The organism is Mycobacterium sp., from assembly GCF_049585075.1.
Classification (GTDB): domain Bacteria; phylum Actinomycetota; class Actinomycetes; order Mycobacteriales; family Mycobacteriaceae; genus Mycobacterium.
In genome coordinates this window covers 1-20,788 of the sequence record NZ_JBAUZA010000098.1, presented here as the reverse complement: position 1 = coordinate 20,788, position 20,788 = coordinate 1, and the positions used below count along the sequence as shown (strand labels likewise).

24 protein-coding genes are annotated in these 20,788 nt (G+C 65.5%); 10 read left to right on the top strand and 14 right to left on the bottom strand.

All coding sequences use genetic code 11. The features are described from left to right. From WB785_RS04565 to WB785_RS04545, 5 genes are all read right to left on the bottom strand, one after another. The coding region (locus WB785_RS04565; RefSeq protein ID WP_424077500.1) for a hypothetical protein at window positions 1-205 on the bottom strand (205 nt) is incomplete at its 3' end. Further along, window positions 202-1,821 carry an FAD-dependent monooxygenase gene (locus WB785_RS04560; protein ID WP_424077499.1) on the bottom strand — a complete coding sequence of 540 codons (1,620 nt, stop codon included), beginning with the start codon at window positions 1,819-1,821 and terminating at the stop codon, window positions 202-204. The genes WB785_RS04565 and WB785_RS04560, both read right to left, overlap by 4 nt. Window positions 1,822-1,898: 77 nt before the next feature. Continuing rightward, entirely contained in the window at window positions 1,899-2,531 is a 633-nt protein-coding gene (locus WB785_RS04555) for a TetR/AcrR family transcriptional regulator (protein WP_424077498.1), read from the bottom strand. A gap of 54 nt (window positions 2,532-2,585) precedes the next feature. Next, the gene (locus tag WB785_RS04550; RefSeq protein ID WP_424077497.1) at window positions 2,586-4,121 is read right to left on the bottom strand and encodes a glycerol-3-phosphate dehydrogenase/oxidase; all 1,536 of its coding nucleotides are present in this window, start codon (window positions 4,119-4,121) and stop codon (window positions 2,586-2,588) included. Then, entirely contained in the window at window positions 4,118-4,681 is a 564-nt protein-coding gene (locus WB785_RS04545) for a TetR/AcrR family transcriptional regulator (protein WP_424077496.1), read from the bottom strand. Before WB785_RS04545 ends, WB785_RS04550 begins: the two co-directional genes overlap by 4 nt. Window positions 4,682-4,722: 41 nt before the next feature. Here WB785_RS04545 and WB785_RS04540 point away from each other — a divergent pair, with 41 nt between their 5' ends. Together WB785_RS04540 and WB785_RS04535 are read left to right on the top strand one after the other, a co-directional pair. Beyond that, complete coding sequence (locus WB785_RS04540; protein WP_424077503.1) at window positions 4,723-6,303, top strand: FAD-binding oxidoreductase; 1,581 nt, start codon at window positions 4,723-4,725, stop codon at window positions 6,301-6,303. Window positions 6,304-6,352: 49 nt separating this feature from the next. Continuing rightward, window positions 6,353-7,267: a diacylglycerol kinase gene (locus WB785_RS04535; RefSeq protein WP_424077495.1), complete on the top strand. Its 915-nt coding sequence runs from the start codon at window positions 6,353-6,355 to the stop codon at window positions 7,265-7,267. On the opposite strand, the gene WB785_RS04530 is transcribed toward WB785_RS04535, so the two are convergent. Beyond that, window positions 7,248-7,769 carry a DUF3145 domain-containing protein gene (locus WB785_RS04530; protein ID WP_424077494.1) on the bottom strand — a complete coding sequence of 174 codons (522 nt, stop codon included), beginning with the start codon at window positions 7,767-7,769 and terminating at the stop codon, window positions 7,248-7,250. The genes WB785_RS04535 and WB785_RS04530 overlap by 20 nt on opposite strands. 123 nt (window positions 7,770-7,892) lie before the next feature. Further along, window positions 7,893-8,717 (bottom strand): serine hydrolase domain-containing protein, encoded by an 825-nt coding sequence (locus WB785_RS04525; RefSeq protein WP_424077493.1) that lies wholly within the window; start codon window positions 8,715-8,717, stop codon window positions 7,893-7,895. A 39-nt stretch (window positions 8,718-8,756) separates the two neighbouring features. On the opposite strand from WB785_RS04525, the gene WB785_RS04520 reads away from it, so the two are divergent. Further along, window positions 8,757-9,842 (top strand): S-(hydroxymethyl)mycothiol dehydrogenase, encoded by a 1,086-nt coding sequence (locus WB785_RS04520; RefSeq protein ID WP_424077492.1) that lies wholly within the window; start codon window positions 8,757-8,759, stop codon window positions 9,840-9,842. Continuing rightward, complete coding sequence (locus WB785_RS04515) at window positions 9,842-10,477, top strand: MBL fold metallo-hydrolase (RefSeq protein WP_424077491.1); 636 nt, start codon at window positions 9,842-9,844, stop codon at window positions 10,475-10,477. The genes WB785_RS04520 and WB785_RS04515 overlap by 1 nt, the downstream gene beginning before the upstream one ends. On the opposite strand, the gene WB785_RS04510 is transcribed toward WB785_RS04515, so the two are convergent. After that, window positions 10,474-11,214: an SHOCT domain-containing protein gene (locus WB785_RS04510; protein WP_424077490.1), complete on the bottom strand. Its 741-nt coding sequence runs from the start codon at window positions 11,212-11,214 to the stop codon at window positions 10,474-10,476. The two genes, WB785_RS04515 and WB785_RS04510, sit on opposite strands and share 4 nt — an antisense overlap. Window positions 11,215-11,268: 54 nt before the next feature. On the opposite strand from WB785_RS04510, the gene WB785_RS04505 reads away from it, so the two are divergent. Together WB785_RS04505 and WB785_RS04500 are read left to right on the top strand one after the other, a co-directional pair. Continuing rightward, window positions 11,269-12,225: an SDR family oxidoreductase gene (locus WB785_RS04505; RefSeq protein WP_424077489.1), complete on the top strand. Its 957-nt coding sequence runs from the start codon at window positions 11,269-11,271 to the stop codon at window positions 12,223-12,225. A gap of 50 nt (window positions 12,226-12,275) precedes the next feature. Then, window positions 12,276-12,602 (top strand): hypothetical protein, encoded by a 327-nt coding sequence (locus WB785_RS04500; protein WP_424077488.1) that lies wholly within the window; start codon window positions 12,276-12,278, stop codon window positions 12,600-12,602. Window positions 12,603-12,610: 8 nt separating this feature from the next. Here the strand turns inward: WB785_RS04500 and WB785_RS04495 are convergent, their stop codons facing one another. From WB785_RS04495 to WB785_RS04480, 4 genes are read right to left on the bottom strand one after another with little or no spacing between them, the layout of a single operon-like run. Further along, window positions 12,611-14,317, bottom strand: a complete 1,707-nt coding sequence (locus WB785_RS04495; protein ID WP_424077502.1) for an Hsp70 family protein — start codon at window positions 14,315-14,317, stop codon at window positions 12,611-12,613. 56 nt (window positions 14,318-14,373) lie between these two features. Next, window positions 14,374-15,447: a dihydrodipicolinate reductase gene (locus WB785_RS04490; protein WP_424077487.1), complete on the bottom strand. Its 1,074-nt coding sequence runs from the start codon at window positions 15,445-15,447 to the stop codon at window positions 14,374-14,376. Between the two features lie 30 nt (window positions 15,448-15,477). Continuing rightward, window positions 15,478-16,032, bottom strand: coding sequence for a cytochrome b (locus WB785_RS04485; protein ID WP_424077486.1), 555 nt, complete (start codon window positions 16,030-16,032; stop codon window positions 15,478-15,480). Next, window positions 16,029-17,084, bottom strand: coding sequence for a catalase family peroxidase (locus WB785_RS04480; RefSeq protein ID WP_424077485.1), 1,056 nt, complete (start codon window positions 17,082-17,084; stop codon window positions 16,029-16,031). Before WB785_RS04480 ends, WB785_RS04485 begins: the two co-directional genes overlap by 4 nt. Window positions 17,085-17,202: 118 nt before the next feature. Here WB785_RS04480 and WB785_RS04475 point away from each other — a divergent pair, with 118 nt between their 5' ends. Then, entirely contained in the window at window positions 17,203-17,565 is a 363-nt protein-coding gene (locus WB785_RS04475; protein ID WP_424077484.1) for an MmpS family transport accessory protein, read from the top strand. Between the two features lie 3 nt (window positions 17,566-17,568). On the opposite strand, the gene WB785_RS04470 is transcribed toward WB785_RS04475, so the two are convergent. Next, window positions 17,569-17,949 carry a hypothetical protein gene (locus tag WB785_RS04470; RefSeq protein ID WP_424077483.1) on the bottom strand — a complete coding sequence of 127 codons (381 nt, stop codon included), beginning with the start codon at window positions 17,947-17,949 and terminating at the stop codon, window positions 17,569-17,571. Further along, window positions 17,946-18,302 (bottom strand): PadR family transcriptional regulator, encoded by a 357-nt coding sequence (locus WB785_RS04465; protein WP_424077482.1) that lies wholly within the window; start codon window positions 18,300-18,302, stop codon window positions 17,946-17,948. The genes WB785_RS04470 and WB785_RS04465 overlap by 4 nt, the downstream gene beginning before the upstream one ends. A gap of 101 nt (window positions 18,303-18,403) precedes the next feature. Between WB785_RS04465 and WB785_RS04460 the strand changes: the two genes are divergently transcribed. The 3 genes from WB785_RS04460 to WB785_RS04450 form a co-directional block, all read left to right on the top strand. Continuing rightward, window positions 18,404-19,687, top strand: a complete 1,284-nt coding sequence (locus tag WB785_RS04460) for a cytochrome P450 (protein WP_424077481.1) — start codon at window positions 18,404-18,406, stop codon at window positions 19,685-19,687. Window positions 19,688-19,810: 123 nt separating this feature from the next. Continuing rightward, on the top strand, window positions 19,811-20,167 hold the full coding sequence (locus tag WB785_RS04455; RefSeq protein WP_424077501.1) for a hypothetical protein: 357 nt from the start codon (window positions 19,811-19,813) through the stop codon (window positions 20,165-20,167). Window positions 20,168-20,222: 55 nt separating this feature from the next. Beyond that, window positions 20,223-20,788 (top strand): cutinase family protein (locus WB785_RS04450; RefSeq protein ID WP_424077480.1); only part of this gene is annotated, 566 nt, incomplete at its 3' end.

The following is a 20,788-nucleotide window of genomic DNA, read 5'->3' as shown; positions in this document are numbered from 1 at the left end:
CGATGAGGATGATCACCCGCTGCGGCCGCACGGCGACTACTCGGCCGAGGACTCCGACGGTGTTGAACGAGAGATCCCCGCCCACGCCGAAGTTGACGAACCGGAATCGACGATTTTGCGGCCGCTTCTCCAGCTCGTCGATCCACTTGTAAGTTCCCCTCGACGCCGTGGTGCTCGAGCCCAAGCAGGCCACCGTTTCAGTCATTGCTCGCGGCCGAGAATCTGACATAGGACCTGGCCGAGGCGATCTTCCGGTGATGTCGGCAGGCCGCCGGTGCGCCAGGCGACGAAGCCGTCGGGACGCACAAGCAGCGCCTCGTCGGGCGACAAGTCCGTCAGTTCTGCCCATCGACCCTCGAAATCGCGTACTTCAGCGTCCGGGCCGATGCTGTGCGCGCTGATCGGGACTTTCAGCGTGGCAGACACTGCATCGGCTGCGCTTACCCAAGGTGCGCCGGAGGAACCGGTGAAGAGCGTGAAGCCGGGTCCGACTAAGTCGAGCGTGGAAATCCGTCGGCCGTCGTCGTGCACCCAGGCATGGGGCACGCGGGTACCGGGTTGTGCTCGCAACTCCTCCACCAGCGACACACGTTGATAATCCGCGGTGGCAGGGCCATCGGAAATCACTGCGGCCGAGCGGTATTGGTATCCGATGAGCAGGGCAAACATCGGCGCCTCTTCATCCGCCGGCAATTTTGGATGGTTGTCGTCCAACCGCAGGAACGTTAGCGCTGGCCCCGTGAGCGACTGTCGTGCATTGAAGCGTCCCACTGGGTATCGCTCGGTGTGGTAGGTGGCCAGTAATGCTCGGTCGGCTGTCCCGTTCAAGACGGCGGCCAGCTTCCAGGCCAGGTTGTGCGCACTCTGGATGGCGGTGTTGGCTCCGCCGGCCTTGAACGGGGGCATGGTGTGGGCCGAGTCGCCGACGAGAAAGACGCGGCCACTTTGGAATTGGTCGGCCACCCGCTCGTACGGCTGCCACGGCGCTACATCGATGACTTCGATGTCGATAGGCTCACCAATCGCTTTTGTCAGCATCTCGTGGCATCGCTGGGGGGTGAGCTGAGCCGCGGTCTCCCCGTTGCCAGGGAAGTACGTGGTGATGAACATGCCGAAGTCTTCGCGTACCGTCAGAAATATGCCGTCCACATCGGCGTTTTTGACTTGAACGGCGTCACCGTCGCAGAGCTGAGGGACGAACTTTCGCCACGGCGCCCGAAAGTAGATGAATACGACATAGATTGGCAATGCCCCGTAGCCCGACGTCGGCACGCCCAACGCATCGCGGATCGGGCTGTGCACGCCGTCGGCGGCGACCAGATAGTCGGCGCGCACTGTTTCCAATGTCCCCGAATCCCGTTGTCGCACTATGGCCGTGACACCCGAGTCATCTTGCTCGAAAGAGTCCAACTGGGTCCCATAGCGCACCTGGCTGTGCTGTCGACGGATGTGCGCTAGCAGCATCGGTTCGAATGCGCTCTGTGGGCAGTATTGCCCGGCAGGCTCGGGGCTCAGTCCTTCGAAGGGCGCGAAGAGCGCGTCAGCATCGAAGGCTTCCCATTCTTCGGTGCTGCACAGCGTCGGCTTCCCGAGCATGGCCGTAACACCATCGGCTACCGCGTGCACCTCGTCGGCCAATCCCAGCTCGCGCAGGATCTCCAGGCTGCGGAAGCTCAGGTTGCGCGCTTTCGGATAGATGAAGACCTCGTCACGCTTTTCGACCAGTAGCGAATGAACGCCGCGTTCGGCCAGCACCGCCGAGGTGGTCAGGCCGCCGGCGCCGGCGCCAACGATCAGTACCGGGACATGCGTGGTGGTCATCACGATCCCCTCTCTAGACGGAACTAATTAGTTCCGTCTAGAGCCAGGGTGGCACCTTCGGTTGCAACACGCAACTGCTAGTGCATTGGCGCGGCAGTGAGCGGCAAGATCACATCTTCCAGCACCCGCCGGACATAGACCCGGTCGATCGGCTTCCCGGTCATCACCCGCAGCACGTTGAGACCCAAGGCGACATCGGGTATCAGACTCAGATCACGGCCGGCCGGTATCTCCCCGCGAGCCACTGCCTGGTCTAGCACCGCACGGACCACATGTCGCGGTGCCGACAGCACGAGGTCGTCCAACGCCGCCGCCAGCACGGGATTGTGCATCGCTGCCGTCGCCACCCCCACTATGACCTGAATAGTATGCAGCTCAGCGTCATTCAGCTCAGGAACGGCTGCGACCAGCGCCTCGATGTCGCCACGAAGGCTGCCGTTATTCGGCGGCTCGAGTGGTCCGAGTCGCCGTCTCCAGTGAGCGATCGCATCGGCCACCACCACAGCCTTCGACGGCCAGCGACGATATATCGCGGCCTTGCCCACCCCGGCCCGGGAGGCGATGTCGTCCATGCTCAACCGGTCATAGCCCTGTTCAGCCACACCAGCCAACGCCGCATCGAGGATGGATGCGTCCAGCGACCGATCGAGGCGCCCCTGGCCCCGCGCCGGGCGCCAGGCCGGTACCGCTTGGCCGCTCTCCAGCTCCATGAGTCCACCTTTAGCCGATACGCATTAGTTCCGTTTCATAGTATCGCGCCCGCCTCAGCTGAAGTGCGCCAAAACTTCTTCGGCCACGTCGACGACCCGCTCACGGTCGGCGGCGACCAAGCCGATCCGGGTGCGACGATCCACGATGTCGTCGGCGGTCAGCGCACCCTCATGGGTGATGGCGTACTCGAATTCGGCCCGGGTCACATCGATCCCGTCGGCCACCGGGTCGGCCGGCCGCTCGCATGTGGCGGCGGCGATGACATTGGCCGCCTCGGCCCCGTAACGGAGCACCAGCGACTCCGGCAAGCCCGCCATCGGTGCGACGGGCGACCCCGGATTTTCCGGCGCGCCGACCAATGGCAGGTTTCGGGTCTGACACGGGGCGGCTTCCAGGCCACGCAATTCGATTGCCCGGTCGAGGACGTCCTGTGCCATATGCCGGTATTCGGTCAGCTTGCCACCGACCACGCTGATCACCCCGGAGGGTGACTCGACCACGGCGTGGTTGCGTGACACGTCCGCGGTGCGGCCGGCTCCGGTGTCGATCAGCGGCCGCAGCCCGGCATATGCACCGACCACATCGGAACTGTCCAGCGTGATTCCCAGCGCAGTGTTGACGACGTCGAGCAAGAACTTCACCTCGGCCGGAGTCGGCTGTGGCACATCAGGAATGGGTCCCGGTGCTTCTTCGTCAGTCAGTCCAAGGTAGATCCGTCCGAGCTGTTCGGGCATCGCGAAGACGAAGCGGTTGAGCTCGCCGGGTATCGGAATCGTCAGTGCCGCTGTGGGATTGCCGAGGGCAGCGGCATCGAACACGAGGTGCGTACCGCGACTTGGACGCAGCTTCAGCGACAAGTCGATTTCGCCCGCCCACACCCCGGTGGCGTTGATGACGGCGCGTGCGGACATTTCAAACGACTCGCCGCTACGTTGATCGGTTAGCCGCAGCGACGTCCCAGAGACGTCAGATGCGGCGGTATAGGTCAAAATTCGGGCCCCATGCTGCGCTGCGGTACGCGCGACGGCGGCGACCAGTCGGGCGTCGTCGATCAGTTGCCCGTCGTAGGCGAGCAGTCCACCGTCCAGACCCTCGCGTCGAACGGCCGGCGCCAGCTCGCCGACGCGCGCCGCTGAGATGCGGCGAGAGCCGGGCAAAATCGACGCCGGTGTACCCGCCGTCTTACGCAACACGTCGCCGGCCAGAAAGCCGGCTCGCACCAACGTCCGCTCCATTCGTCCCATCGACGGCAGCAACGGGACCAGTTGTGGCATGGCCCGAACCAGATGAGGAGCGTTGCGCGTCATCAGAATTCCGCGTTCGACAGCGCTGCGCCTGGCGATTCCGACATTGCCAGTTGCCAGATAGCGCAATCCGCCGTGCACCAGCTTGGAGCTCCACCGGCTGGTGCCGAAGGCGAGATCGTGCTTTTCCACCAACGCAACTCGCAAGCCGCGCGACGCCGCGTCCAGCGCGATGCCGGTGCCGGTGATGCCGCCACCGATCACGACGACGTCGATCGACTCGCCATCGGCTAGCGCAGTCAGGTCGGCGGTGCGGCGCGCAGCGTTCAGTGCATTCGAGTTCATGAAAGGTATCCGTTCAGCGAGTAGGCGAGTTCGGCGGCCAGCGCGTCGGCGTCCAGGATCGGGCGGACGATCTCGGCGGATTGAATGGTCGATTGGGTGATCAGCAGCACCATCGCGGCGAGCCGGCGCGGGTCGCCGGGCCGCACGCTGCCGTCGCGTTGGGCCGCCCGCAGATCGTCAGCGAACGCGTCGATCAGCATCTGCTGGCTGCGGCCGAGTCGCTGGGCGATGTAGACAAGCGCCAGCTCCGAACGCAGCACCGCCATCACCAGTTCGTCGTGCCGAAGGCGTTCGGCCACCACCACCACCCGGTCGACCAGCGCAGCGCGACCGCTTCCGCGGAGCGGCACCACATCCAGCGCGGCGGTGATGTGGCTGGTCAGCAGCGCAGCCAGCACCGACCGAGTGTCCGGCCAGCGGCGATAAACGGTCGGACGACTCACCCCCGCACGTCGCGCGATCTCCGCCAGCGTCACCCGCTCAACTCCGAAATCGACCACGCAGCTCGCGGCGGCCGTCAGGATGCGGTCTTCCACGGGGGCGTTACTGATTGACAGCATATGTAATACTGTAACGCATGTCAGAAAAGTTGCTACCCCCGATGAAGTGGAATGCGTGGGGTGACCCGCAGGAAGCCAAACCCGTCTCCGAAGGAATCCGCTCGTTGTTGAAGCAGGCCCTGGGGGTGACGGACTCCCCCTCCGCCGAACTTGACGCGGATCAGGTGAAGCTGCGCACGTCGGAGTTGGCGGAGGTCCACCGGGAGGCGCTGGCCGCCGTCGTGGGGCCGGACTACTGTCGAGTCGGCGACCGCGACCGACTGCTGCACGCCGGCGGCAAGTCCACCCTGGATCTGTTGCGACGCAAGGACTCCGGCGCGCAAGAAGCGCCCGATGCGGTGTTGTTGCCTGGCACTGACGACGAGGTCGCCGCGATCCTGCGGTACTGCTCGCAGCATGGCATCGCGGTCGTCCCGTTCGGCGGCGGGACCAGCGTGGTCGGTGGACTCGACCCCATCCGCGGGGAATTCAGCGCTGCGGTGTCACTGGATTTGCGGCGCTTCGACCAACTGCTCGATTTCGACGCGGTGTCTGGCGAGGCTGAGTTCGGCGCCGGCGTCACCGGCCCGCGGGCCGAGCAGCTGCTCGCTGAACACGGATTTTCGCTGGGGCACTTTCCGCAGAGCTTTGAATTCGCCAGTCTGGGTGGTTATGCCGCGACCCGATCGTCGGGGCAGGATTCCGCCGGCTACGGGCGGTTCGACGAGATGGTTCGCGGCCTGCACGTCATTACACCCGCGGGCGTGCTGGATCTGGGTCGCGCCCCGCAGTCGGCGGCCGGTCCGGACCTGCGGCAACTGCTGATGGGGTCGGAGGGCGTCTTCGGCATCATCACCCGGGTGCGGGTTCGGGTGCATCCGAAGCCCGAGGTCACCCGCTACGAGGCGTGGTCGTTCCCCGACTTCGCTACCGGGGCCGCCGCGCTGCGCGCCGTCACCCAAACCGGCGCAGGGCCGACGGTGATCCGGCTGTCCGACGAAGCCGAGACCGGCGTCAACCTGGCCACCACCGAGGCGATCGGCGAGACCCAGATCACCGGCGGCTGTTTGGCGATCACCGTGTTCGAGGGCACGGCGGCCCACACCGAAAGCCGGCACGCCGAAACCCGGCAGCTGATGGCGGCCGCGGGCGGCACGTCGTTGGGTGATGCCCCGGCCCGGGCCTGGGAGCATGGCCGGTTCGGTGCACCGTACCTACGTGACTCGCTGCTGGCCGCCGGCGCGCTCTGCGAGACGCTGGAGACGGCCACCGAGTGGTCGAATATCCCGGCGCTGAAAACCGCAGTCACCGATGCGTTGACCGCCGCGCTGGCTGATTCCGGTACGCCGGCGCTGGTGTTGTGCCACATTTCGCATGTGTATGCCACCGGCGCTTCGCTGTACTTCACCGTTGTCGCTGGGCAACGCGGAAACCCGATTGAACAATGGCGCGCCGCGAAAACCGCTGTCTGCAATGCGATCGTGGCCACCGGCGGGACGATCACCCATCACCACGCGGTCGGCGCCGATCACCGCCCCTGGATGCGCGATGAGGTGGGCGAATTGGGCGTGCAGGTGTTGCGCGCGGTCAAATCGACACTGGATCCCGCCGGAATTCTCAATCCGGGCAAGCTGATTCCGTGACTGCGCGCCGCGACGATGGAGAGCATGTGATGAGGAGGAGCGGCGCACAATGACCAAGCGCGAAATCGGCCGCGTGACCGTGCTGACCAATCCGGCATCTGGACACGGAAACGCACCGCACGCCGCCGAAAGCGCGGTTGAGCGGCTGCAGCAGCGTGACATCGACGTGGTGGCAATCGTCGGCAGCGATGCCGAGCACGCCCGCCGCCTGCTGCACGCTGCGGTCGAAAAGGGCACCGACGCACTGGTTGTCGTCGGCGGCGATGGCGTGATCTCCGACGCGCTACAAGCCTTGGCCTGCACGGATATTCCGCTGGGAATCATTCCCGCCGGCACCGGTAACGATCACGCCCGCGGATTCGGGCTGCCCACAAAGGATCCCGTTGCCGCCGCCGACGTCGTCGCGGACGGCTGGACCGAAACCGTTGACCTGGGCCGCATCCGCGACCGCGAAGGTGTCATCAAGTGGTTCGGCACCGTCGCGGCCGCAGGGTTCGATTCGCTGGTAACCGATCGAGCGAACCGGATGCGTTGGCCGCGCGGCCGGATGCGCTACAACCTGGCGATGATCGCCGAGCTGTCGCAGCTGCGGCTACTGCCGTTCCGGCTGAAGCTCGATGGACGCGACGAGATCGTCACCGACCTCACCCTCGCGGCGTTCGGCAACACCCGCAGCTACGGGGGCGGAATGCGGATCTGCCCCAACGCCGACCCTGCCGACGGCCAACTCGACATCACCATGGTGCACTCGGCGTCGCGCAGCCGGCTGATCCGGTTGTTCCCCACCGTCTACAAGGGCACCCACATCGGCCTCGACGAAGTGACAACGGCGCGCGCGAAATCCGTCGACGTGGACTCGGCGGGCATCAATGTTTACGCCGACGGCGAGTATGCCTGCGCGCTGCCTGCTGAGATATCGGCGGTCTCCGGCGCTCTGCGGGTGCTTACCCCACGCCGCGGCTGAGCCAGGAGACCTCGGCGCCGTCACCGCCGTCGCGATACACCTCCAACGCCTCATCCCAAGCCGTGCCCAGCGCCGAATCCAGCTCGGCGGCCAAGGCGTCGGCGCCGTCGGCCATCATCGCTCGCAGCCTCATCTCGCCGATCATCACGTCGCCGTTGGCGCTCATCGCTCCGCTCCACAAGCCCAGCTGGGGCGTGTGGCTGAACCGCTGCCCGTCGACGCCGGGACTGGCATCCTCGGTGACCTCAAACCGCAGCACCGACCAGGAACGCAAAGCGTTGGCCAATCGGGCGCCGGTGCCCACCGGGCCCACCCAGTTGGTGACCGCACGCAATTGCCCGGGCATCGCCGGTTGCGGGGTCCACTTCAGGTTGGGGCGGGCCGCCGGTGTCGCCAAAGTGGCTGCCAACGCCCACTCGACATGCGGGCACACCGCGGCGGGCGAGGCGTGGACATACACCACGCCGGTCGTCACGTCGGCGAACTGGTTTGACGCACGCATCTGCTGCTCCTTCGGCTCCACGAGGGACGTCTTCCCCAACGACCTGGTGAGCCCGACGAGCAGGGAGGTGCTGATGCTTTTGTGTCTTGCGTGTCTATTGTGCCTCGTGAGACCCCTGTTGCGCTAGTCCGCGACGCACTCCGATATCACGGAATCGGCCAGGACCGGCCACAGCGGCAGCGCCCAGTCACCGAAATCGCGGTTGGTGAGCACCACCAAGGCGACCCCGGCTTGCGGATCTGCCCAGGTCAACGTGCCTGATTGGCCGAAATGGCCGAAGGTGCGCGCCGAGTTTTTACCGCCGGTCCAGTGCGGTGCTTTGGAATCCCTGATCTCGAAGCCCAGCCCCCAGTCGTTGGGCCGTTGCTGACCGTATCCGGGCAACACGCCGTTCAGGCCGGGGAACTGTACGGCCGTCGCCTCGGCGTGCATCTGCGCCGATACCGTGACCGGATTCAGCAGGTCAGCGGCGAAGGCCGCCAAATCCGCCACCGTCGATGTCGCCCCAAAGCCGGCGGCCTGCGCACCGCCGTCGAGCCGACTGCTGCTCATTCCCAGCGGATCGAACACCGCCTCGGCGAGGTAGCGACCGAACTCGATCCCAGATGCCCGCTGCAGCGTCTCGGCCAGCACCTCGAAGCCATAGTTGGAGTAGATCCGTCGGGTGCCAGGCTTGGCCAGCGTCCCATCGGAGTGCATCGCCAACCCCGAGGCATGGGCCAACAGATGCCGAACCGTCGACCCGGGCGGCCCGGCGGCGGTATCCAGGTCGACGGCGCCTTCCTCGATCGCGATCTGCGCGGCCCGCGCCACCAGGAGCTTGGTCACCGACGCCAGCGCGAACTGCCGTCCGGTGTCACCGTGGCTGGCCAGCACTCCCGATGGTCCGACCACCGCTGCGGCCGCCGCCGTAACCGGCCAGTCGTCGAGTGCGTCAAGTGCGGCCATCGCGCAGAAGCCTACCGACCAAGCGCTAGGTTGAAGCCCATGAGTCAGACAGTGCGCGGCGTGATTTCACGAAAAAAGGGCGAACCGGTCGAGTTGGTGGACATCGTGATCCCCGACCCGGGCCCGGGCGAAGTCGTCGTCGACGTCACAGCGTGCGGCGTCTGTCATACCGACCTGACCTACGGGGAAGGCGGCATCAACGACGAGTATCCGTTCCTGCTCGGCCACGAAGCGGCGGGCAAAGTGGAATCGGTGGGCCCAGGCGTAACAGCGGTCCAGCCAGGCGATTTCGTGATCCTGAACTGGCGGGCGGTGTGTGGGCAGTGCCGCGCCTGCAAACGCGGCCGCCCGCAGTACTGCTTCGACTCGTTCAATGCCGAGCAGAAGATGACGCTCACCGACGGCACCGAGCTGACGCCGGCGCTCGGGATCGGAGCGTTCGCGGACAAGACGCTGGTGCACGCCGGCCAAGCCACGTTGGTCGACCCAGCGGCGGACCCGGCGGTCGCCGGCCTGCTGGGCTGCGGGGTGATGGCAGGCCTGGGCGCGGCGCTCAACACCGGCGCAGTCAGCCGTGACGACACGGTCGCCGTGATCGGTTGCGGTGGCGTCGGCGACGCCGCGATCGCCGGGGCAGCGCTGGTCGGCGCGAGACGAATCATCGCCGTCGACACCGACAACACCAAACTGGACTGGGCCCGTAAGTTCGGCGCCACGCACACCATCAACGCCCGTGACCTCGATGTGGTCAAGACGGTCCAGGAGCTCACCGACGGGTTCGGCGCCAACGTTGTCATCGACGCCGTCGGGCGACCAGAAACTTGGAAGCAGGCCTTCTATGCCCGCGATCTTGCGGGAACCGTTGTGCTGGTGGGTGTTCCGACACCAGACATGCGCATCGACATGCCGCTACTTGACTTCTTCAGCCACGGCGGCGCATTGAAATCGTCCTGGTATGGCGACTGCCTGCCCGAACGCGACTTCCCCACGTTGATCGAACTATATCTGCAGGGCCGGTTGCCGCTGGAGAAGTTCGTCTCTGAACGCATCGGCCTCGGCGATATCGAGGAGGCGTTCCACAAGATGCACGACGGCAAGGTGCTGCGCTCGGTGGTGATGCTGTAATGACCGGACCCGATCAGCACGTAGAAAGGATTGTCACCCATGGCACCTTCGAACTCGACGGTGGCAGTTGGGAAGTCGACAACAACATCTGGATCGTCGGCGACGATTCCGACGTCGTGGTCTTCGATGCCGCGCACACGGCGGCGCCGATCGTAGCTGCCGTCGGCGGGCGAAATGTGGTGGCAGTGGTATGCACACACGGCCACAACGACCATGTGACCGTAGCGCCCGAACTCGGCAAGACGCTCGATGCGCCGGTGCTGCTACATCCCGGCGACGATGTGCTGTGGCGGATGACCCATCCGGACAAAGACTTTCGTGCGGTATCCGACGGGGACACACTGAGTGTCGCGGGCACCGAGCTGCGAGCGCTGCACACCCCCGGACACTCCCCCGGCTCGGTCTGCTGGTACGCCCCCGGCCTGGATGCCGTATTCAGCGGAGACACATTGTTTTCCGGCGGGCCCGGGGCAACCGGGCGGTCGTTTTCCGACTTTCCGACCATCCTGGAGTCGATTTCGGGGCGACTTGGCAAGCTTCCTCACCCCACGGTCGTCTATACCGGCCATGGCGACACCACTAGCATTGGCGACGAGATCGTTCACTACGACGAATGGGTGGCTCGAGGCCACTAGCGGCCGTCGAGAATTCTGCGCTTCTCGTCCTCGAATTCCTTTTCGGTCAGCGCCCCGGAATCCCGCAGTGCCGTCAGGGTTTTGAGCTGCTCGATTCTGACACCTTCGTCGGTCGGTAGCTGTGCTGGCGTTGTGGTCACCACTGATGACTGCGACGGCTCACCCATAGGTTGCCAGACCGGCACGGTTGAGGGTCGGGTGCGAGACAGCCAAATCGGTGCGGCTATCGTACCGATCAGGCCGATGACGAAGAGACCGGCGAATATCCCCACCAACGAGCCGGATGAGCTGGCACCGCCGTGACCGAACGCCAGTTGGGGGCTGATGAATCCGTTGACTTGCCCGTCGGTGGTGATTTTGTAGTCGCCCTCGGCGGGAACCTTTACCACCCACACCCGGCGATGAGCATCATTGTTGACTGTGGTTGAGCTGCCATAACTTTCAGTAACCGTTGGCACGGCAACACCAAGCGGCGGATCGATGTCTAACCCGAGCTTTGGCACCGGCAGCCCACCGCCGGAAACGCTGCCGATGGTCACCGTGTGGAAGCTGACGGTGGCTTCCCCGGCGGGAAGATGGAGAGTGGCCGAGCCCGGGATAGGCACCTCGCCGTAGGCGTTGAACTTGTCCAAGACGAATGCGTTGAGCACGAGGGTGACAACGAAGCCGACGACCGACCCGACCAGCAACATGATCGCGAGTGCCAGCGAAATTTTTGCGAGCCGCCTGCTAGTCATTGACGCAGTGTGACACTGTGAAACGGAACTCGCACCGATTGAGGAGTGATATCCATGGCCACCAAGCTCGTCGCCACTGTGCCCGATCTGTCCGAGAAGCTGGCTGTCGTCACCGGATCCAACAGCGGCCTGGGGTTCGGCTTGGCCCGTCGGCTATCCGCGGCGGGCGCCGACGTTGTCATGGCGATCCGCAACCGCGCCAAGGGCGAGGCCGCGATCGACGAGATCCGTGCGACTGTTCCGAACGCGAAGCTGACCATCAAACCCCTCGACCTGTCGTCACTGGCCAGCGTCGCAGCCCTGGGCGAGCAACTCAACGCCGAGGGCCGCCCGATCGACATCCTGATCAACAACGCCGGGGTGATGACTCCGCCGAAACGCGACACCACCGCCGACGGATTCGAATTGCAGTTCGGCAGCAATCATCTCGGGCACTTCGCGCTCACAGCGCACCTGCTGCCGCTGTTGTGCAAGGCGGGCCACGCGCGGGTGGTTTCGCTGAGCAGCCTCGCCGCGCGACAAAGCGGCAAGATCCACTTCGACGACCTGCAGTTCGAGAAGTCGTATTCGGCCATGTCGGCCTACGGCCAATCGAAGCTGGCGGTGCTGATGTTCGCCCGCGAGTTGAACCGCCGCAGCAGCCAGGCCGGCTGGGGCATCCTCTCCAACGCAGCGCATCCCGGCTTGACCAAGACCAACCTGCAGATCAGCGGCCCGTCGCACGGCCAGTCGAAACCATCGACCATGGAGCGGCTCTACAAACTGTCGTGGCGGCTGACACCGTTCCTGTGGCAGGAGATCGACGAAGGCATCCTTCCGGCGCTCTACGCGGCGACGTCTCCGCAGGCCAAGGGTGGCGCGTTCTACGGTCCGCAAGGCATCTACGAGGCCGCCGGCGGCGGCGTGACAACCGCCAAGGTGCCCGCACGTGCTCGCAACGACGCCGATTGCCGGCAACTGTGGGAGATTTCCGAGCAAATAACCGGAGTCAGCTACCCCTCGACGGGTTAACCCCGTCCGCGCAGTTTGGGCCCGTCGCATAAGCGGGTAGCCCGTCGTCTATGAGTGCAGACGACGATGAAACCAACAGTGAAGACACCGGCGAGGAAGAGAACACCTCCTCAGAAGAGTTCGAACTCAGCGACGAGGGCAAAGAAAAAGTCCGCAAGATGCAGGAGGCCTACGACGATGATCGCCCGACATCCGTGATGCCCGGCACCAACAAGACCATCACCGGCGTCGCGGTCACCGAGTGGCTTGACGACGAGGGCAATCCCAAGTTCGGCAAGGAAGAGCAGCAGGAAAAAGAAAAAGAACAAGAAAAAGACGAGCACGAGGGCAAAGAGGAAAACGCCGACCAGCACGAAGGCGAACCCGAGAACGCCTGATCGTCGCTTTACCGGGAGCCCGGTTGCGGTTGCGGCAAGAACCGCGGGAATCCGCCGAACGGCGGGCGCTGGGGCCCCTGGCTTGTCGTGGTCGCTTGGGTGGTCGTCGGCGCTGAGGTCGTCGTCGTGGGCGCTTGCGAGGTCGTCGTCGTTGTCGTCGGCGCTTGGGTGGTTGTCGACGACGGTGTCCCGGTATCCGAGCTGGTCGAGGACGGCGCACTGGTCGCCGACGTCTGACTGTCCGTCGCATCCGAGGATCCCTGGCTGGTCGGTGCGGTTGTCGTGCTCACGCTGGGGTTGGGTGTGCTCGGAGCGCTGCCGGAGGTGTGACGCAGGGTAATCAACACCGCGGCGCCGATGGCCAGCACCGCCAGAGCGGCCCCGACCATCACCACTGCGGGCCGGCGGTACCAGGGGTCGCCAACCGGGCCGGCCACGGCGGGTCGGGCGTCATGATCGAATGCCGCCGGCGGCGGTGCCGCTATCAGACCGGAGCCGCCACCCTCTTCTGGGTATTCGCCGGGGCGGATCGGCATGATTCCGGAGTCGTCGTCGGCCTCCGACCAGGCCAGCGCCGGTACCGGGGTGGGTTCCACAGCAAGATCCGAGATTGTCGCGGCCTCGGCGGCCATTCCGGCCGCCGTTGGGGCCAACGCTGTCTCCCCGGCGGCCGGGCCGCGTCCGGCTCGCAATGCCGCACCGATAGCGGCCGTCAGGTGCGGCCGCGGTGCCGTGATGATCGGTGCGCCCAGCCGCTCCGACAGCGTCGTCGTGACGATCGGGATGCTTGCGCCACCGCCCACCAAGGCGATTGCGGCGAGATTCTCTGCTCGAATTCCATTGCGCTGCAACGTTTCATGAACGACCGCCAGGAAGCCGTCCAGCGGCTGGCGGATCGCGTCCTCAAGCTCGGCGCGCGCGACTTGGATCTCGCCGCGATATCCCGGCACATCGGCGGTCAGCGTGGTCGCGACGGTCGACGACAGTTCTTCTTTGGCGCGGCGGCAGGCGCTGCGCAGTCCAGCCAGGGAACCGATAGCCGAGGTGGCCGCCGTGTCGAACGAACCGGCCGACGACAGCTCGGTGACGACGTGGTTGAGCAGCGCCTGGTCGATCAGGTCGCCGGAGAACCCACCATGCCGCACGGCGGGAGCGACTGCCTGGTAGCCGTTGGCGGCGTCGAGGAGGGCGAGCGTGGTTCCGGTTCCTCCGAAATCGCAGACGGCGACGACGCCGCGGTTAGGCACCCCCGGGTTGGCCTGCAATGCGATCACCGCTGCCGTGGCGTCCGATAGCAGCGTCAACCGGCCATCCGACCATTCGGCTACCCGGCTCAACGCGACGCGCACCGTGTCGACAGCCGTCGGCGCCCAATGCGCAGGGTGGGTCACCGCGACCATATCCGGCATCGGTCGTCCGTCTGTTGCGGCGTAGGACAGTGCCCGCAGCGCGTCAGCGACCAGCGTCTCGCTGCGGTGCGTCGTCCCGTCGGCCGCGACGATGCCGTCCGGGTCGCCCACCTTGTCAACGAAGTCGCTGATCACCAGCCCCGGCTCGTTGAGCATCGGGTTCTCTGACGGCACACCAACTTCCGGTGGCCGCTGCCGATACAGGGTCAACACCGGCCTGCGGGTCATCGCCCGCTCAGCGGTCACCGCCGCCAAGTTGGTGGCCCCCACCGAAAGGCCTAACGCCGACCGTCCTACGTCAGCCATGTCGTCCAATCCGCGCGCATCGGCCACCAATTTATAGGTCGCCACGATTCTGCTGGTCAGCGGATTGAGCCGGCGCCCGCTATCAGCGGCAGATCAAGCGGCGTGACCCAGCCCGGCGAGAGTTCGTTGACGGCCGGCACCGCGTTGAGCGCGCGCATCCCGGTGGCCAGACATCCGGCGGCGGCTGCGTCGCGTCCCGAGCCGTCGGTGAAGCGGAATGCGGTCTCCTGGGAGATGCTCGGCGTGCCCTCGATGTCCACCCGGTAGACGTCGTCTTTGGTGCCGGCGGGCCAGTCCGGGGCGGCGTCGAGGCCGATGCGGTTCACGTGCTCGAGCTGGATGCGGGTCTGGCCTTGGTAAACCCCGTTGATGGTGAACCGGACCGCGGCGACGTGGCCCGGCGGGATGATGCCCTTGGCCGTCTTGCGCTCGTCAGGTGTGACCCACTTGTCCCAGGTCGTGGTGATCTCGTCGAGCATGATGCCGGCGGCGTGCGCGATCATCGGCACGGTGGCGCCCCAGGCAAAGATCAGCACGTCGCGGTTTTCCAGGATCGGGCGGAATTCGGGCTCGCGTCCGATGCCCATCTCGTTTTCGTAGTCGCCCTCGTAGTTGGTGTAGTCGAGCAGCTCGGATGCCCGCACCGTGCGCACCTCGGAGCACACCCCCATCAGCGTCATCGGAAACAGGTCGTTGGCGAAGCCCGGGTCGATGCCGGTGGTGAAACACGACGACTCGCCCAACTCGCAGGCCTCGGTGATCGGCTGGATCCAGGTGGGCGGGTTGAGATGCATCGTCGGCCAGACCCACGGCGTCATCGACGTCGAGCACACGTCGATCCCGGCCCGCAGGAAACGCGTCATCAGCGCGATGTTGTCGTCGGCGTGCGCCGCGGTGGGACCGTAATGCACCAACGCGTCGGGCTGCAGCGAGATCAGCGCGTCGACATCATCGGTGGCGGTGATGCCGACCGGTCCGGCCAGCCCGCAGATCTCGCCGACGTCGCGACCGACTTTGTCCGGATTGCTGACGCCGACGCCGACCAATTCGAACAGCGGATGTTTGAGGATTTCGGCGATCACCATCTTGCCGACGAACCCGGTACCCCAAATCACGACCCGCTTAGCCATCCGTCACCTTCCGATCGACAACCCCTGGGTTCACCCTAAGCGGGTGCGGTCATCGTTCGGGTGAAACTGGAATGTCATCCTCTCGATCATCCGGTCGCGCAACGTCAATGTGTGCAGAAGGATCGCGGATATGTGTGCGGCGATAGCGGCCATCAACGCGTACGCGACGATCGAATGAGCTTGTCGCAAAAGCCAAAACAACTGCGCGTCGAATGGGGCGATACGCGGCAGGCGAAGTGAGCCGAACACGACGACCGGTCCCCCGGCGGCTGAAACCATGGCCCAGCCGAGTAGCGGCTGGATCAGCAGCAGCGCATACAGCGATACCTCGGAGGCCACCACGATCTTGCGTTCCAGCCTGCCGACCGTCGGCGGCAGTGGTGGAGCGCGATGGGTCAACCGGTTGACGAGGCGCACCAGCACCACCGCCAGGATGGTCACGCCCAGTGTCCGGTGAATCATGACCAGCCCTGCGTATTCGCCGACCGAGTTCACCATGACGAAGCCGATGAACAACGCGCAGAACACCAGCGCGGCTGTCAACCAGTGCAGCACCCGGGTCAACACCGGGTAGCGGCCGGTCACAGCGTTCTCTCGCCGGTGCGGCGCCGATACGACGCGGCGTAGACCGCCGATCGCGCGGACAGCAGCGGATCGTCGGACGGCTCGATGCCGGCGGGCAGCACCAGCGGATCGAAGTTGATGTCACGAGCGTTGCCTTTCGCGTCGGCTTCGACGGAGTCGAGCGTGACAACCCCGGTTTCGACACTGCGGCGATCGGCCGGCCAGGGCAGTGTCGCGTCGTGCGTCGGATCGGCCGCGGTGCCAACGGTGAGCACCAGGCGCCAGCGCAGCGGGCCGGCCCGCAGCTGCCGGACCAGTGGATCGAACAACGCGTTCGGCCCTGACGAGGGCGGCAGCGCCTGCTGCAGCGGGGTCAACGACCATCGCACCGGTGCTCGCGAACCGGATTCGTTGACGAAGTAGAAGGCGTTCAACCCGCGGTAGACGCTGTCGGCGAAGCCGGGCGTGGGCGGATGCTGTTTGACGATGTCCATGGCCCGCGCAGTTTCCGGATGTGCGGCGAGGAACTGCGCCATCGCCGTTGAGTCGGGCTTGCCGGTCCCCGGCACCAGCGCCGAGGCGATCAGCCGGTCGTAGAAGCCTTGCGGTGAATTATCAAGGAAGACTGGAAGATTCAGGGTCGCCATCCGCCACTGCTCTCCGCCTGGAAATCCGAACGCCAGGCCGAGCCCGCGCGCGGTCGACGACACATCACTGGCATGCGGATTGCCGCCCGCCAACGAAAACCGTCCGGCCACCGGTGTGCGACCGGGCGCGAACACCGCTGCTTTGCACAGCGCGCGGCCGTTGCCGTTGCTGTCGAAGTAGCCGGTGACGGCGACACCCTTGGCGTGGTTCTTGCGGAACCCGGGCGCTCGACCGAACACCTTGGCAAAGCCGTCGAGGAAGACCCCCGGCGTCAACCTCGCGGGACCTATCCAATTGTTCGCGTGAAGCAGCGCGCCCAGGTCCGCCGCCAGGAAGGCTGCAACAACAGCGACGCCGGCTAGCACGTCGCGCCTGCTCGGTCGGGCAAGCCCCGAGCGTTCGGAGCCCTCAGGTTGTTCGGTCATCACTAGCCTCTACGACTCTTATCTGACATCAGTTCAACGACAGTTCAACCGGGAGTTGACTTTTGGGAAAACGTACCCATGGGTACACCAGAGTGACACCATGTGCCCAGGAGTGACCATGACCAGCCAACCATCACGTGTGCGGCGCCGGGTCTTGAACACGGCGCTGACCGCTCCCGTAATTTCGATGTCAGTCTGCGGCGTGGCGAACGCGACCGGCCCGCTGCCCCAGGTGACCTATCAGCTCAGCGGCAGTGCGCCTGTGGCGGACTACATTTCGTTTCAGACACCCACCGGCCAGACTCAGCAGGCGAACGTGCCGTTGCCGTGGACGACGAAGTTCACCTCGTTCGGCTATGAGGAGTATCTCGTCAGCGCGCAGGGCCCCGGCTCGGTGACGTGCACGATCCTGGTCGACGGCAAGGTGGTCAGCCGGGCGACCGCGAACGGGGCGCCTGCCCGCACCGTCTGCTGGCACTGACGCTTAGACCGCGGGTCTGCGTGGTTTCGGCGGTGGATACACGATGCGGGCGATGCTCGCCGATAGCCAACCGATCGCCCAGCCTCCGAAGAACACCACAAACGTGTGCCAGGTGGCGTCGCCCGCGTACGTCCATACCGAGGCCAAGATGACGGCCCACACGATGGCGCAGGCGATGCTGTAACCGATGTAAGTACCAGAATACTTGCGCAACAAGCGAATTCGCTCAATCAGGCCCGATCGGAGCAGCGACATCCGGACCCGCCGCGGAAGCTTGTCTTTGCCGTAGGTGTCGTCCAGCATGGCGATCAACTCCTCGCCGTATCGGCGGCGCCAAGCGCCGGGGTACCAGCGCAGGACGGCGCTGACGTCGCGGGGATTCACTGCGCCCACCCCGGGTTTGGCGCGGGCAACGCAATCCCTAGTCGGCGGGCCCCCTCGATCGCAATTGCCCCCAGGCTGCGAACCGCGGTAGTCAGCTCGGCCCGTCCCGCCGCGGTCAACCGATACGGGCGTCTCCGCTCGTCTTGGCCCGCCGGTTCAATCAGGCCGTGCTCTTCCAGTGCAGTGATCGCGCCGTAGAGCGTTCCGGGTCCCAACGTCACGCCGGCGAATCGCTCGATATCGCGGGCCAGCGCGTAGCCGTGCTTGGCGCCCGAGGCCAGGCTGGTCATGATCAGTACGCCCGGGTCATTTCTTCTGGCCGGCCTTCGGGCCGGTCGGGGGCCGCGTGCCATACCCGTCAACTTTAGTACGTCTGACGTAATACGCCAAGCGTAGTATTAGGCTCGCGCCCATAGTCCCCTCTAAAGCGCGCTCAACGACGAGGACGGTCGACATGGGCATTGCGACTCGCGTTAACGGCACGGCGCCGCCCGAGGTTCCGTTCGCCGAGATTGATTTAGGCACCTGGGACTTCTGGGAACTCGACGACGATCTGCGCGACGGAGCCTTTGCCACGCTGCGCCGTGAAGCGCCGATCTCGTTCTGGCCCGAGCCCGTCACGGAGGGGTTCGACGAAGGCGCCGGGCATTGGGCGCTGACCAGACTCGACGACGTGTTCTACGCCAGCCGTCACCCGGAGGTTTTCAGCTCGAGTCCCAACATCACGATCAACGACCAGCCGCCGGAGGTCGCCGAGTTCTTCGGCTCGATGATCGTGCTCGACGATCCACGACACCAACGGTTGAGGTCGATCGTCAGCAGGGCGTTCACCCCTAAAGTGGTGGCCCGGATCGAGACATCGGTGCGCGAACGGGCGCACCGACTGGTCACGTCGATGATTGCCGCTCATCCAGACGGCAAGGGCGAGGCGGTCAGCGAGTTGGCCGGGCCGCTGCCGTTGCAGGTCATCTGCGACATGATGGGGATCCCCGAGGACGACCATCAACGGATCTTCCACTGGACCAACGTGATTCTCGGCTTCGGCGACCCCGACCTGACAACCGATTTCGAAGAGTTCGCCCAGGTGTCGATGGAGATCGGTGGTTATGCGACGGCCCTGGCCGAAGACCGTCGCAGCAACGCTCATGACGATCTGACCACCAGCCTGGTGCAGGCGGAGGTGGACGGCGAGCGGTTGACCTCGGCCGAGATTGCATCGTTTTTCATTCTGCTCGCGGTCGCGGGTAACGAGACGACACGCAACGCGATCAGCCACGGCCTGCTCGCGTTGACGCGTTATCCCGAGCAACGGCAGACATGGTGGATCGACTTCGACGGCGTATCGCACGCGGCGGTGGAAGAGATTGTGCGGTGGGCATCGCCGGTGATCTACATGCGACGCACGCTCACCCGCGACTTCGAACTGAGTGGCACCAAGATGGCCGCCGGCGACAAGGCGACGCTGTGGTATTGCTCGGCCAATCGCGACGAATCGAAGTTCGCCGACCCGTGGAGGTTCGACGTCACCCGCGATCCCAATCCGCACGTCGGTTTCGGTGGCGGCGGCGCCCATTTCTGCCTGGGAGCCAACCTGGCTCGCCGCGAGATCCGGGTCATGTTCGAGGAACTGCACCGCGAGATACCCGACGTCGTCGCCACCGAGGAGCCCGCCCGGCTGCTGTCGCCGTTCATCCACGGCATCAAGACCCTGCCGATCGCCTGGACGCCGCCAGGCTGATTCCGGCCCGTTGCGCAATGTCAGGACCTTATAGTCGAACCCGTGCACACCCCGAAGACCGTCGCAGTCGGTGTCGCGCTGGCCTCGGCCGCGATAGCTCTCGCGCCGACCGCCGCAGCCGGCATGCTGATCGGCAACTACGAAGTCGAGACCAACCGGGATCCCGGTCACTCCTGGCTCTGGGAGGTCAGGCCATGCCGCTACCACGAGCCGGACTGCGTCCATGTGCAGGGCACGCCGAGGCCCAATGGCCAGGCGGTGCCTTGGGATGCGGATGCCCACCTCGCGAATGGTCGCTACACGATGGTGGTTGACGTACCCGACGGGGTGCGCTGCGTCGTGACCTTCCTGCCTTCGCACGACACCTATTCATGGGACGCGGTGACCTTGGCCGGTTCGGTGGATTCCACTTTCGACGCCGGCTGCGGCGGCGCACCCGGCGGCACAGTGTCATACCCGTTCTCGCTCCAGCGGTACTAACGGCGCCCCGGGTCGCGTCCGGCGCACTGCCAAGCGATATGGCAATATCTGAGACGTGCGTACAACACCTTTGGTCGCAAGGTTCTTCGTCGTTGCCGTAATCAGTTGGGCTGCACCGGGCGTCTCGATTCCGTCCGCGTCAGCCGCGGACTGTCCGGATGTGGAAGCTGTGTTCGCCCGGGGCACCACGGAGGCACCGGGTGTCGGCGCAATCGGGCAGGCATTCATCGATTCCCTGCAGTCGAAGGTCGGGCCGAAGCGCTTCGGGGTGTACGCGGTCGATTACCCTGCCACCACCGACTTTCCGACAGCAGTCAACGGAATCAGAGACGCCGGCAGCCATGTTGAGTCGATGGCGGCCAGCTGTCCCAAAACCAAAATGGTGCTCGGCGGGTATTCCCAAGGCGCGGCTGTGATGGGCTTCGTCACCTCGGCCGCGATACCCGACGGGGTCGACGCCGCCGACGTGCCCAAACCGATGCCGGCCGACGTGGCCAACCACGTCGCCGCGGTCACCCTTTTCGGCACGCCGTCAAACCGATTCATGGATACGGTCGGCGCGCCGCCGGTCGTCATCGGCCCGCTGTATCAGCCCAAGACCCTGGAGTTGTGCGCCGGTGA

What these genes read in the sequence shown, in the direction of transcription:
- WB785_RS04510 (WP_424077490.1), bottom strand. Translation starts at nt 11,214, where the DNA reads ATGACTAGCAGGCGGCTCGCAAAAATTTCGCTGGCACTCGCGATCATG.
- WB785_RS04515 (WP_424077491.1), top strand. Translation starts at nt 9,842, where the DNA reads ATGACCGGACCCGATCAGCACGTAGAAAGGATTGTCACCCATGGCACC.
- WB785_RS04505 (WP_424077489.1), top strand. Translation starts at nt 11,269, where the DNA reads ATGGCCACCAAGCTCGTCGCCACTGTGCCCGATCTGTCCGAGAAGCTG.
- WB785_RS04490 (WP_424077487.1), bottom strand. Translation starts at nt 15,447, where the DNA reads ATGGCTAAGCGGGTCGTGATTTGGGGTACCGGGTTCGTCGGCAAGATG.
- WB785_RS04480 (WP_424077485.1), bottom strand. Translation starts at nt 17,084, where the DNA reads ATGACCGAACAACCTGAGGGCTCCGAACGCTCGGGGCTTGCCCGACCG.
- WB785_RS04530 (WP_424077494.1), bottom strand. Translation starts at nt 7,769, where the DNA reads ATGCGTGCGTCAAACCAGTTCGCCGACGTGACGACCGGCGTGGTGTAT.
- WB785_RS04460 (WP_424077481.1), top strand. Translation starts at nt 18,404, where the DNA reads ATGGGCATTGCGACTCGCGTTAACGGCACGGCGCCGCCCGAGGTTCCG.
- WB785_RS04465 (WP_424077482.1), bottom strand. Translation starts at nt 18,302, where the DNA reads ATGGCACGCGGCCCCCGACCGGCCCGAAGGCCGGCCAGAAGAAATGAC.
- WB785_RS04455 (WP_424077501.1), top strand. Translation starts at nt 19,811, where the DNA reads ATGCTGATCGGCAACTACGAAGTCGAGACCAACCGGGATCCCGGTCAC.
- WB785_RS04525 (WP_424077493.1), bottom strand. Translation starts at nt 8,717, where the DNA reads ATGGCCGCACTTGACGCACTCGACGACTGGCCGGTTACGGCGGCGGCC.
- WB785_RS04545 (WP_424077496.1), bottom strand. Translation starts at nt 4,681, where the DNA reads ATGCTGTCAATCAGTAACGCCCCCGTGGAAGACCGCATCCTGACGGCC.
- WB785_RS04550 (WP_424077497.1), bottom strand. Translation starts at nt 4,121, where the DNA reads ATGAACTCGAATGCACTGAACGCTGCGCGCCGCACCGCCGACCTGACT.
- WB785_RS04475 (WP_424077484.1), top strand. Translation starts at nt 17,203, where the DNA reads ATGACCAGCCAACCATCACGTGTGCGGCGCCGGGTCTTGAACACGGCG.
- WB785_RS04535 (WP_424077495.1), top strand. Translation starts at nt 6,353, where the DNA reads ATGACCAAGCGCGAAATCGGCCGCGTGACCGTGCTGACCAATCCGGCA.
- WB785_RS04560 (WP_424077499.1), bottom strand. Translation starts at nt 1,821, where the DNA reads ATGACCACCACGCATGTCCCGGTACTGATCGTTGGCGCCGGCGCCGGC.
- WB785_RS04495 (WP_424077502.1), bottom strand. Translation starts at nt 14,317, where the DNA reads ATGGCTGACGTAGGACGGTCGGCGTTAGGCCTTTCGGTGGGGGCCACC.
- WB785_RS04520 (WP_424077492.1), top strand. Translation starts at nt 8,757, where the DNA reads ATGAGTCAGACAGTGCGCGGCGTGATTTCACGAAAAAAGGGCGAACCG.
- WB785_RS04540 (WP_424077503.1), top strand. Translation starts at nt 4,723, where the DNA reads ATGAAGTGGAATGCGTGGGGTGACCCGCAGGAAGCCAAACCCGTCTCC.
- WB785_RS04555 (WP_424077498.1), bottom strand. Translation starts at nt 2,531, where the DNA reads ATGGAGCTGGAGAGCGGCCAAGCGGTACCGGCCTGGCGCCCGGCGCGG.
- WB785_RS04500 (WP_424077488.1), top strand. Translation starts at nt 12,276, where the DNA reads ATGAGTGCAGACGACGATGAAACCAACAGTGAAGACACCGGCGAGGAA.